We start from the raw sequence: 11506 nt of genomic DNA on the forward strand, positions 1-11506 counted from the left end.
CTTTCGCAGATTCGATACACACAAGGGGTGTTCCAGCTTGGCGAGAATAGTGCTCCGTCCAGCACCCCTCATCCGTCTTGACGTTACGCGCCAATCCACCTTCTCCCACAAGGGGAGAAGGAAAGACGGGAGCTGCCTTATTTTACCGCTCCCGCGGTCATGCCCATGATCAGATAGCGCTCGAGCGCTATGCCGATGACGGCCAATGGCGCAATTGCCGCAGTGGCAAGCGCGGCCATGGACCACCAGTTGATGCCTTGCGAGCCCGTCTGGCTCGCCACCATGACCGGAATTGTCTTGGCGTCGGTCGAGGTCAAAAGTGCAGCGAAGAAGTACTCGTTCCAGCACAGCACCATCGCCAGGATGAAGGCAGCGACCATGCCCGGCAGCGCGATCGGCATGACGATGCGGAAGAAGGCGCCCCAGATCGACAGCCCATCGACGAGCGCTGCTTCCTCGAGCTCGACCGGTATGGAATTGAACTGGTCGCGCATGATCCAGATGACGATCGGCAGCACCATCAGCGTGTAGAGCAGGATCAGTCCGACGCGCGTGTCGAGCAGGCCGACCTCCCGGTAGAGCACCAGGAAGGGCAAGGCCAGCACCACCGGTGGCAGGATCAGCTGCGACAGGAAGAAGAACGAGATGTCCTCGTTCTTGAACCAGGCGAAGTGGTAGCGATAGCGGGTAAGGCCGTAGGCAGCGAGGCTGCCGATGATGATGGCGAGGCTCGACGCGCCGACCGAGGTGATCACCGAGTTCATGAAGCGCTTGAAGAACTCATCGCGCACCGTCGAGGTCTGGAAGATCGAATCCGGTGAAAGGCCGAGCGAGCGCCAGCCCTTCCAGTCCGGCTGGAAGTCGACGAACGGGATGAGATGGCCCTGGGTGACGTCGACGGCTGTCTTGAACGAGGTCGTGATGGTCCAATAGATCGGGAACAGGCAGATGAACGCCCAAAAGACGAGCGCCCCATAGATGAAAACGCGGCTGGCGACGAAGCTCGCCGGCGAGCGGATCTCTGATGCAACGTATTCGGTGGTCTGGACGCTCATCTGGCTCAATTCACATTGCGGACGAAACGACTGGCAAACTTCAGCAGCCACGTGACGAATACGACGATGATGATCAGGTACACCATCGCCAGCATGGTTCCGTAGCCGACATTCGAGCGGTCGCGATATTCGCGATAGATGAAGCTGGACACGGAATCAGTGGCGCCGCCCGGGCCGCCTGACGTCACCGTGATGATGATGTCGGCGAGCTTCAGCTTGAAGATGATGCGCAGGATCACTGCCGTCACCGACACCGGCAGCATCAGCGGGAAGGTGACCTGCCAGAAGGTCTGCCACGCATTCGCGCCGTCGACCCGCGCGGCTTCCAGCACCTCGCGCGACATGGCCTGCAGGCCGGCCAGCAGCATGATCATCATGAACGGGATGAAGGTCCAGGCATCCAGCACCATGATCGAGATACGCGCCGTGATCGGATCGGAGAAGAAGGCGGGATTTTCCCAGCCGAGATGGCGTGCCAGCGTCGCGGCCGGTCCGAAGCGGTACTCCATCAGCGATTTGCCAATCATCCACGACACCGCAACCGGCGACAGCATCAGCGGCATCAGGAAGACGACGCGGAAGAATTTGCGGGCGCGGATCTGCGCGTTGAGCAGCAGTGCCAGGCCAAAGGCAATGACATATTCGACAGACACCGCCAGCACATAGAGGACCATGTTGAGCAGCGCGTTGCGGTAGTAGGGATCGCCCAGCATCTGCCAGAAATTGGCGAGCCCGTTGAACTTGCGGCCGCTGAACGAACTGAGGTTCCAGTCGGTGAGCGCGATGTAGAAACCGAACAGCGTCGGGAAGATCACCATGGCAATGGTGAACAACAGCGCCGGCAGCAGGAAAAGGGCACGCTGGCCGTCCTCGCCGCGTGTCATCACCTGGCCGATGCCGAGCGCCACGCCCCACAGCACATAGGCGTAGACGACCGGACGCCAGGTGTCGAAGCCGACAGTGTCGGCGTCGGTCTTGTACAGGATCTCCAGCGCGATCACCGCCAGCAGGCCAAGCGTCGCAACAGCCATCAGTGCCCAGCCGAGGCGTTTTCGGCCAGGCGAAATCAGATCGGAAGGGGCGGCATCTGCCGGCCACTGGTTCGCGGTCGAAGTCGGATCAGCCACAAATCTCGCCCGTTTGAAGGCTCATCAACGAGCCGGAGCCGGTCTGCTGTGGTCCGGCGGTGCCGCCGGACCACGGTTTCATAATAGCCTACATGCCGAGAGAGGCCTTGTAGAGCTTGACCTGCTTTTCGCGGCCGATCTGGTCGGTCAACTTTTCCCAGGCTGCAGCAATGGCATCTGCGCCTTCCTGCGCCTTCATCTTGCCGGCGAAGGTGTTGGCCAGAATGTCCTCGGCGGCGCTGTAGTACTGGAATATGCCGGGGATGCGTGGCTCGATGGCCGCGTTCGGATGGTTGTAGCTGTCGGCTTCCGACTTGAGATACGAGGTGATGAACGCCTCGTCGTAACCCGCCGCTACCCATTCCGGAATGTTGAAATGGCTATTGCGGTAAGGCTGGAAGCCCGACGGATACGCCGCGCACCAGAGTGACAGGTCCTTGCCGCCGAGATGGGCGGCAGCGGACCAGGCCGCCCTTTTCTTCTTTTCGTCGCTGTCGACGCGGGCCATGACATAAACGCCCCAGCCAAGATAGGCGCAGTTCGGCGAAAAGTTCGGGCCGCTGGCAAGTTTGTCCCACTTACCGGTCTTTGAATTGTAGACGTCGTCCGAGCCGGGCAGGATCGAGAAGCCGACCGTATCGCCGATGACCGAGGAATCGTTGGTCTTGGCGTTGGAGCCGATGTCGCCCCACCACGGGATCATCGAGCCGGTGCCAGCGAGGAATTGGCTGAAACCAGTCGTGTTGGGATCGGCGTTGATCTGGTCGGCGGGTTCGAACGGCAGCGCGTCGATCACATCCTGGATAGCGCGCACCCAGGCTGGATTGTTAATGCGCGGCTTCATTGTGTCGGCGTCGAACAGCCAGGCCTTGTCATCGGGATGCTTGGCATAGGCGGTGGCGCGGCTGCCGAGGAAATAGAAGCCGAAGCCTCCCCACGGCTTGGGCGCGTCGAGATAGCCAAAGACGTCCTGGCCCTTGAATTTCTGGCCCTTGAGGAACTTGGTCACCGCCTGCACCTGCTGCCAGGTGGTCGGCACGCCCCACGGTGTTGAATTGCCCGCAGCTTTCCAGGCATCGGCGAGGTCCTTGTCGGAGAAGACGTCGGTGCGGTAGTTGAAGTTGTGCGCGTCGCCGTCGACGGTCACGCGGTACTGCTTGCCATCCCAGGTGCCGACAGGTGGCTTCAGATAGTTGACGAGATCGTCCATATCGATCTGCTTCTTGACCCAGTCCGGCATCTCGGAGGCCAAACCCTTGCCGCAGACGTCGCCTTCGAACGGCGCGCCCATCTCGATGACATCAAAGTCGACGGTACCGGTGGCGATCGATTGCTGCAGGCGGGCGCCATAGTCGGCCTGTGCCAGGTCGATCCAGGTGAACTTGGCTCCTGTATAGTCTTCCCACGCTTTCAGGAAACCGCGGTACAGCACATTGTGCAGGTTCTGGTTGTTGAGACCCATGAAGGTGAGCTGGACACCGGCAAACTCGCCTTGCTTGACGCTGGCCTTGGTGGCGCCAAGGCACATCTCGCCGACCTTCTGGAAATCGGCGTCGGTTGGCTGACCCTTGCCGACGCCCGGGACCTGCAGGATTTGCGCGCGCAGATCATCGGCGGCGGATGCTGGACGCGTCAATGCGCCGAGGCCGGCGCCGGATGCCGCCGAGAGGGCGGCCATACCGGCCGCGCCCTTCAAGATGTCGCGCCTTGTGGCACCGGCACGGACCAGTTTTTCGTAAAGACCTGTTCTCATCGACTATTCCTCCCATAAATCAGTGTGAATGGATGTGGCCATTCTGTCGGACGCTGGAGCGCCAGCGATACGCCCGGCTCGGAAACGAATTAGCAGGACCCCACCCTGCGTCGATTGAAGCTCCGATTGCGGATCTGGTTCCGACTTTGGACCAGCACTCGTCACTATTCTCACAACCAAACGCCGTGTCAACGAGGGCAGGTTTTTATCTATAAGAGACTGACTTGCCCTGACCGATTGCGTTGGTTAGCTTCTGCGCCTACGGCAGTGGAGCCGATGGGGGAGATATGGCGCAAGTCGCAATCAGCAAGGTGGCCAAGGCGTTTGGAACCGTCAAGGTTTTGCACGAAGTCAGCGTCGATATCGCCGACGGACAGTTCGTGGTGCTGGTCGGTCCTTCGGGTTGCGGCAAGTCCACGCTGCTCAGGATGGTGGCCGGGCTGGAGACCGTCTCCGGGGGCACGATCGCCATCGGCGACCGCATCGTCAATCATTTGCCGCCGGCCAAGCGCGACATCGCCATGGTGTTCCAGAACTACGCGCTCTATCCGCACAAGACGGTCGAGCAGAACATGGCCTTTGCCCTCAAGCTGCGGAAAACCGATCCAGCCGTGGTCGCCGAGCGGGTCAAGCGCGCCGCCGACATCCTCGACCTCAACCCCTACCTGAAGCGCTATCCCCGGCAGCTCTCCGGCGGCCAGCGCCAGCGCGTGGCGATGGGCCGCGCCATCGTGCGCAATCCGCAGGTGTTCCTGTTTGACGAGCCGCTGTCCAACCTCGACGCCAAGCTGCGCGTTCAGATGCGCACCGAGATCAAGGAATTGCACCAGCGGCTGAAGACCACCACCATCTACGTCACCCACGACCAGATCGAGGCCATGACTATGGCCGACAAGATCGTCGTCATGCGCGACGGCCGCATCGAGCAGGTCGGCGCACCGCTGGAACTGTTTGACCGGCCGGCCAATCTTTTCGTCGCCGGCTTTATCGGCTCGCCTTCGATGAACCTTCTCAAGGGCACCATGCGCAAGGGCGGCAAGGCCGGCGTCGAGATATCAGGCTCGCTGTTCCCGATCGCATCGGACAATGCCGCGCGGGACGGGCAGGCTGTCGTCTACGGCGTGCGGCCGGAGCATCTCGAGATCCATCCCGATGGCGTGCCGGCGAGGATTTCGGTGGTCGAGCCGACCGGCTCGGAAACGCTGGTGTTCCTGCGCTTCGGCGAGGGTGAGATGGTGGCACTGTTTCGCGAACGCCACGACTTCAAGCCCGGCGACACGCTTACCTTGAAGCCGCGGCTCGACCAGATCCATCTCTTCGACGCCGAGACCGGCAGGCGTCTCTGATCTCCAACCGACTTCACGAGGAATATTATGCTCAAAGGGATCAATCCGTTGCTCAATGCCGACGTGCTGCAGGCATTGCGGGCGATGGGGCATGGCGATGATTTGATCATCGCCGACACCAATTTTCCGGCCGATTCGGTGGCGCGCCAGACGGCGCTCGGCCGCCTGCTGCGCATCGATGCGCCGGCCGCCGACGTGGCCAAGGCCGTGCTGTCGCTCTACCCGCTGGATACGTTCGTCGACGATGCCGCGGCGCGCATGGAGATCGTCGGCAAACCGGACGAGATCCCGCCCGTGCAGAAGGAAGTGCAGAAGGAAATCGACAAGGCCGAAGGCAAATCGTGGCCGATGATCGCGGTCGAGCGCTACGCTTTCTACGAGCGCGCCAAGCAGGCCTATTGCGTCATCCAGACCGGTGAGCGCCGCTTCTATGGCTGCTTCGCCTTCCGCAAGGGCGTTGTGCCGCCGGATGCGGAGTAGCGGCATGGTCTCGGGCAAGCCTGTCGTCGTCCTTGGCGTGTTCGTCGCCGATACCGCCTACCGCGCCGATCGCCAGCCACGCATGGGCGAGACGATCCTCGGCAACTCGTTCAAGCTGGGGCCGGGCGGCAAGGGCTCGAACCAGGCGGTCGCCGCTGGCAAGCTCGGCGCCGACGTCACCTTCCTCACCCGCCTCGGCGTCGACCCGTTCGCCGACATGGCGAGGCGGACCTGGGCCGGCGCGGGCGTCAAGGATGCCGTCATCGACACGCCGGAAAGCTATACCGGCGCCGCCTACATCTTCGTCGAGGAGACGACCGGCAACAACGCCATCATCGTCAGTCCCGGCGCGGCGATGCTGATTTCGCCGGCCGATATCGAAGCCAACGCCACGCTGATCAGCAGCGCCGGCGTCTTCGTCACCCAGCTCGAACAACCGATCGATGCCGCGCTGCGGGCGCTGGAGATCGCTCGCGGGGCAGGGGTGACGACCATCCTCAACCCGGCCCCGGCGGCAAGACTTCCCGACCGCATCTACACGCTGTGCGACTATCTCACGCCCAACGAGACGGAGACGGAGGAATTGACCGGGATGAAGGTCTCCTCGCTCGATGAGGCGCGCGCCGCCGCCGCAAGTCTGATTGAAAAGGGCGTCGGCACCGTCATCGTCACGCTTGGTGACAAGGGCGCGCTCTTGCACTCGAAGAGCCGCTCCGAGCATGTTCCCGCCGTCAGTGCGGGGGCGGTTGTCGAGACCACGGGGGCGGGCGACGCCTTCAACGGTGGCCTCGCCGCCGCGCTGTCGCGAGGTGTCGAGCCGCTGCAGGCGGTGCGTTTTGCCTGCGCCGTTGCCGGTATTTCCGTGACGCGACCGGGCACCGCGCCGTCCATGCCGACGCTGCAGGAGGTCGAGGCGCTGCTGGCGCAGGCGACCTGACAGCCTTGTGTAGGCGACCGTCTGTGTTCGATCCTTATCGGTGCACGATCATTCACAGCCGAGATCAGGTGGCTGTGCGAGCGGTAGAATCTATCTGGCTAAATCACCACGAAATCGGCGTTGGTCAGCGCGAGGTTTGCGGCCAGCGTGGCGAAATGGGTTGAGCCGCCAGCGGCACTGCCGTTGCTGTCATAATAGAGCCAGCCGGTGTCCGTCTCGTAGATGATGTGGTCGTTGCCGTCGCCGGCAAGGCCGGTTGTGTTCTTGACGAACTGGTCGGCGGTCAGCGTGCCGTTGCCGCCAAGCGCTACAAAGATCGCATTGTCGACGTGGATGGTGTCTTCGACCACTGAGAAGTCGGTGATGTGGTCGACATTGGTCGAGGCGTTCAGCGCCGTGGTGAAGACGAAACTGTCGTTGCCGGTGCTGCCGGAGAGCGTGTCATTGCCGAGGAGGCCGTTGATGACGTTGTTGCCGGAATTGCCGGTGATGATGTTGGCGGTCGAGTTGCCGGTGCCGTTGATGCTCGCCGAGCTACGCAGCGCCAGGTTCTCGAGTTCCTGTCCCGACAGGTTGAACGAGACGAAGGCCTGGACATTGTCAGTGCCCTGGCCGTTGAGCTCGACGACATGGTCGCCGGCATTGTCGACATAGTAGGTGTCGTTGCCGATACCGCCTTGCATGGTGTCGGCGCCCGCCTTGCCATCCAGTGTGTCGTTGCCGCCCAGGCCGGTGAGCGTGTTGACGCCCGAATTGCCGTTCATCGCGTTGGCCAGGCTGTTGCCGGTGGCGTTGATCGAGGCAGCACCGAGCAGTGCGACGTTCTCGATATTGCCGGTGAAGTGATTGCCGTCGCTAAGGCTGATCGAGATGTAGCTGTTGACGGTGTCGGTGCCGTTGGCGCCGGCGGTGCTTTCACTGACGATATCGCCGGCATTGTCGACATAATAGGTATCGTCGCCCTGCGCTCCGCTCATCGTGTCGGCGCCGCCTTTGCCGTCCAGCAAATTGTCGCCGGAATTGCCGGTCAGCACGTTGGCCAGGCTGTTGCCGGTGGCGTCGATGGAGGCCGCGCTGCGCAGTGCGACGTTCTCGATGTTGCCCGTGAAGTGGTTGCCATCGCCGAGGTTGATCGAGATATAGCCGTTGACGGTGTCGGTGCCGTCGGCACCGGCGGTGCTCTCACTGACGATGTCGCTGGCATTATCGACGTAGTATGAGTCGCTGCCCTGTGCGCCGGTCATGGTATCGGCACCGATGCCGCCATCCAGAATATTGGCAACATCGTTGCCGTAGAGCTGGTCCGCATGGCTCGATCCGGTCAGGTTTTCGATGAGGGTATAGCTGTCGCCGTTGGCGTCGCCGGTATTGACCTTGTGATTTGAGAGGTTCGCAATGACGCCTGCGGCAGCGCTTGCATAAGAGGCCGTATCCGAACCGTCGCCACCATTCAGATTGTCCTCGCCGCCTCCGCCGATCAGCACGTCGTTGCCGAGGTCGCCACTAATGGTATCGGCGTGGGACGACCCGGTAATCGTATTGGCAAGGCCATTGCCAACGATGGCGATTTGGTCAGTAAAATCTGCCCAGTTGGTGAAAGTTGCGGTCGAAAGGCTGAAATTCGACGCTGTCGCATCGAGGTCTATGTGAAGACCATCGGTGAAGCCCGACCCTATATATGTGCCTCCCAGGGCGGCTGACTGATCGAGCAGATGCAACGTCGTTCCGCCGAAGCTGACGGTGCCGGCATTCGCCAATGCCTGTACCGACGCGCTGTTTCCCGACAGCCCGCCGAGAGCGAAAGTGGCCCCTGCGGAAATGGCCAGTCCGGATGAATCGGCAATCGAACCCGACCCGGACAGCACCAATGTTCCCGCCGCTATTGTAGTCTGGCCCGTGTAGGTGTTCAGGCCCGACAGAACCTGCGTTCCGGCGCCGCTTTTTATCAGGTTGAGCTCGCCAAATACCGCCGAGCCGTTCGAGATCACGCCTGCAAACTCCCTCACGTCGTCAAGGCTTATACTCGTCGTCAAGGTGGCCGTGGTAACAGTATCGGCCCGGACTTGGCCGCTGCCGGTCAGTCCGGCGATGGTTTGGTCGAAAGTGCTAATATTGAGCGTCGCGCCAGCTTTTACGTCGACGACACTAGTGGCGCTGAAGGCGTGGTCGGCTCCCGCCCGTAATGTTCCGATCGCGACAGTGGTCGTGCCGGAGTAAGTATTGGCGCCTGACAATGTCAGGGTCCCGGTGCCGCTCTTGTTGAACCCTGTATGGCTCAAGCTATTCGCGAAAACGCCCGAGAAGATGGAGCTGCCGACCTCATAGACGTTAGCGACAACATCGGAAAGGCCGTTGTTGGTGATCAAGCCCGCCCCGGTCAGATGGTTCAGTTCCAGATAGAAGCCATTGGCGTCGAGAACCGCTCCGGCCGCGATATTGGTGTTGGCCAGCCCGTTGGTGAAGGACGCGAACGCCTTGCCCGCTCTCAGCGTGCCGCCGTCAATGGCAAGCGAGCCCGCATCATTGGCGGTGATGCTGCTTGAGCCAAAGTAAATCGTTCCCTTATCCGTCGCGCTGCCAAAATGCACGGTGGTCCCGGCGCCGCCGAGCGCCGCGAAGGTACCGGTCAACGAAAGTGACGTGCCCGTCTGTGCCCTGATTGATGTTGAAACGCCGGCGAGTTCGATCAGATCGTTGGCAAGCGTCGCGCCGCCTGTAGACCGGAACACGCTGTCGCCGGCGAACGTGATGTCTCCCGTTCCAAACGCAGCGGCGCCAAACGAAACTGTGCCTTGATTGATCTGCGTTCCGCCCGACCAGTTGTTGGTCGCATCAGACAGCTTCAGGGTGCCGAGGCCGGATTTGGTTAGGAGTCCCGTTCCAGTAATCTGCCCCTGAACGTCGAGGGTCGTGTTGCCTCCGGTCGTCGCGATCAACGTTGCCGCATTGAGCTGCAGCGTCAGCGACGACGCCAGCACGCTTGCCTGTAGATTGGAGGTCGACGTTACGCTGATGATCGCACCGCCCGCCTTGTTCATGATGAGCGAGCCGTGTTCGAGACTGTAATTCTCGATGGCGGAACTCGCCAGATTCAAGGTGCCGACAGTGAACGGACCCTGAACCGCCAGGTCGATGTGATGCGTGAGGCTGACACCTAGATTGCTGAAATCCGCTGTAGCACCGATTGCGTCAGGCACGCCGCCAGTCCAAAATGAAGCGTTGGACCACGCGCCACCTGCAAGACCATTCCAAACCGACATGCTGACCCCCGTCAAAGCTGATTCTCAATTGAAGCAGACGTTTTCCTGAGTCCTTGCGCCTGGACGCAGTCTTGGAATCCGACGCTACTCAGTGCCAGGGCGCCTTGAATTGACGCGCTCTGGAACTGCCTTGTGCGGCCCACTAGGCCTGGCGTGTTGCAATGTCGTCACCCGAAAGAATGAGGTCTCAGAAATCCTTCGGCTTGCGTTGAGCTTTTCAGGGCCATGCTGGTATAGGCAGGGCGTGCGGTATCCCTGACTGACAAAAAGGGAAGGCTCTGTTGGGCAGGGGCAAATGTACAGGCTGAGCAACGAGTTGCTTTCGTCGATCATCGGCGACATCTACGATAGCGCACTCAATTCGGAGTTCTGGACCGTCGTCATGGTCCGGCTCACGGAGGCCGTGGACGCCGCCTATTCAACCATCGCGCTGGCTGATCCCGGCGATCAGTATGGCCGTTTCGCGGCCCAATCGCCCTGGGATGCGGAGCAAATGGGGGTTCTGCAGCAGGACTACGGCTTCGAGGACATTCCAGGTCTGAAGGCCGTGGTCGTCGGCGACATCGACACACCGTTATCGACATTGTCGAGCATGACTGAAGCCGAACTTCAGCAGTCACCTTTCTACCGGAACTGGGCAGGCCCGCAGGGATTGCGCGAGGGCTGCATAACCAAATTCGTGCACACCTCGGATCGGATCGGCCTCGTGAGCTTCACGACACGCGCGAGCAGGGGTGCCGTCACTGCGGAGGAGCAGCGCTTTATGGCGTTGCTTTCTCCTCATTTGCGCCGCGCTTCCCTGATCGGCGACCTGCTCGATCAGGCGCGCGTGACCGCCAGTCTCTATCGCGCGACGCTCGACAATCTTGCAACCGCCGTCGTTCTTACCAGCGCGGATGGCGCGATCCTTTATGCGAACGGCCGTGCCGAGGCGATGCTCTCGACGCAGCAGCCCATCTTTTCCAGAAACGGCATCCTCCAGGCACAAAATCCGATAACGGGCCGCGCCCTGCTGGAAGCGATATCGGGAGCCGCTCATGCCGATGCCTCGCTTGGCGCGCGCGGCATCGGCTTGCCCTTATCCGCGGCCAGCCAGCCCCCAGCGGTTGCCTATGTGTTGCCACTGACCGAGGGGACCGCGCGCGCGGCTTTCCGTCCCGCATGCGCCGCCGTCTTCATCTCGACGACAACCTCGGCCGCGCCGCCCTCAGAGGCGGTGCTGACGACACTATTCGATCTCACACCGGCGGAAGTCCGGGTTTTGCTGGCCGTGGGTGGCGGACTGACCACGCAGAAGAGTGCCCTGTCGCTCGGAGTCGGTGAGAACACAATCAAGACCCACCTTGGCCGCATCTATGCCAAGACCAACACGACGCGGCAGGCGGACCTCGTCAAGCTAGTCTCCGATATTGGTGTGCCGCTCAGTCCGGGTGCCGTCCCATTGAACATCGCATGACGGTTGGCGATAACGCGCCCGCCGCTGCCTCGGGGGCGGGCGCCGCCTTCATCGGTGCTCTGCTGGCCAAGGGGTAATGATCACCTTGGCGG

At 61.6% G+C, this 11506-nt stretch carries 8 protein-coding genes; 4 read left to right on the top strand and 4 right to left on the bottom strand.

Features of this window, described 5'->3' with window-relative positions; translation table 11 throughout:
* Positions 1-137 precede the first annotated feature (137 nt).
* The 3 genes from AC07FD_RS22195 to AC07FD_RS22205 form a co-directional block, all read right to left on the bottom strand.
* Positions 138-1055: a carbohydrate ABC transporter permease gene (locus AC07FD_RS22195; RefSeq protein WP_478351554.1), complete on the bottom strand. Its 918-nt coding sequence runs from the start codon at positions 1053-1055 to the stop codon at positions 138-140.
* A 5-nt stretch (positions 1056-1060) separates the two neighbouring features.
* Positions 1061-2182: a carbohydrate ABC transporter permease gene (locus AC07FD_RS22200; RefSeq protein WP_478351555.1), complete on the bottom strand. Its 1122-nt coding sequence runs from the start codon at positions 2180-2182 to the stop codon at positions 1061-1063.
* An 88-nt stretch (positions 2183-2270) separates the two neighbouring features.
* The gene (locus AC07FD_RS22205; protein WP_478351556.1) at positions 2271-3935 is read right to left on the bottom strand and encodes a type 2 periplasmic-binding domain-containing protein; all 1665 of its coding nucleotides are present in this window, start codon (positions 3933-3935) and stop codon (positions 2271-2273) included.
* Between the two features lie 287 nt (positions 3936-4222).
* Between AC07FD_RS22205 and AC07FD_RS22210 the strand changes: the two genes are divergently transcribed.
* From AC07FD_RS22210 to rbsK, 3 genes are read left to right on the top strand one after another with little or no spacing between them, the layout of a single operon-like run.
* The gene (locus AC07FD_RS22210) at positions 4223-5281 is read left to right on the top strand and encodes an ABC transporter ATP-binding protein (RefSeq protein ID WP_478351557.1); all 1059 of its coding nucleotides are present in this window, start codon (positions 4223-4225) and stop codon (positions 5279-5281) included.
* Between the two features lie 27 nt (positions 5282-5308).
* Entirely contained in the window at positions 5309-5761 is a 453-nt protein-coding gene (locus AC07FD_RS22215; RefSeq protein ID WP_457154674.1) for an RbsD/FucU family protein, read from the top strand.
* 4 nt (positions 5762-5765) lie between these two features.
* The gene (rbsK, locus tag AC07FD_RS22220; protein ID WP_478351558.1) at positions 5766-6698 is read left to right on the top strand and encodes a ribokinase; all 933 of its coding nucleotides are present in this window, start codon (positions 5766-5768) and stop codon (positions 6696-6698) included.
* Between the two features lie 98 nt (positions 6699-6796).
* Here the strand turns inward: rbsK and AC07FD_RS22225 are convergent, their stop codons facing one another.
* Positions 6797-9895 carry a beta strand repeat-containing protein gene (locus AC07FD_RS22225; RefSeq protein WP_478351559.1) on the bottom strand — a complete coding sequence of 1033 codons (3099 nt, stop codon included), beginning with the start codon at positions 9893-9895 and terminating at the stop codon, positions 6797-6799.
* A 358-nt stretch (positions 9896-10253) separates the two neighbouring features.
* Between AC07FD_RS22225 and AC07FD_RS22230 the strand changes: the two genes are divergently transcribed.
* A complete protein-coding gene (locus AC07FD_RS22230) occupies positions 10254-11414 on the top strand; it encodes a helix-turn-helix transcriptional regulator (protein ID WP_478351560.1) in 1161 nt (386 codons plus the stop codon).
* The last annotated feature ends 92 nt before the right edge of the window (positions 11415-11506 follow it).

The sequence above is a fragment of the Mesorhizobium waitakense genome, from assembly GCF_056431085.1.